The organism is Prevotella sp. CAG:255 (genome assembly GCF_000431195.1).
Classification (GTDB): domain Bacteria; phylum Bacteroidota; class Bacteroidia; order Bacteroidales; family Bacteroidaceae; genus Prevotella; species Prevotella rara.
Genome location: NZ_HF986821.1, coordinates 1 through 408, shown reverse-complemented (window position 1 = coordinate 408; position 408 = coordinate 1). Strand labels below are relative to the sequence as shown.

Annotated in this window: 1 protein-coding gene; it reads left to right on the top strand. The window is 55.1% G+C overall.

Annotated elements, in window-relative coordinates:
• Window positions 1-369: conjugative transposon protein TraN (traN, locus tag QVO66_RS09735; protein WP_288172787.1), on the top strand; the 369-nt coding region annotated here is incomplete at its 5' end.
• Window positions 370-408: the final 39 nt, after the last annotated feature.

Here is a 408-nt window from a genome sequence, read left to right as displayed (position 1 = left end):
CAGTTCCTGCTGAAAGGACTTTACGCCCACGGCGACCTGCTTTATTTCCACACCGAGACGAGGAACAAGGGCAACGTGCCTTTCGACGTGGACTTCGTCACTTTCAAGATTGTCGACAAGAAAGTGGTCAAGCGCACGGCCATGCAGGAGCAGGTCATCTATCCGCTTAGGGCGTACAACTACGCCACGCGCGTTGACGGCGGAAAGGCAGAGCGCACGGTGTTCGCCCTGCCAAAGTTCACCATTCCCGACGGCAAGATGCTCGTTGTGGAGATGAGTGAGAAGCAGGGAGGCCGCCACCAAGTGTTCGAGGTGCAAAGTGATGACGTGGCCAATGCAGAAACCATTGACGAGGTGCGCGTGCTATGATGAGATACAGAATTTTGTTATTGTCGCTCCTGCTTGCCG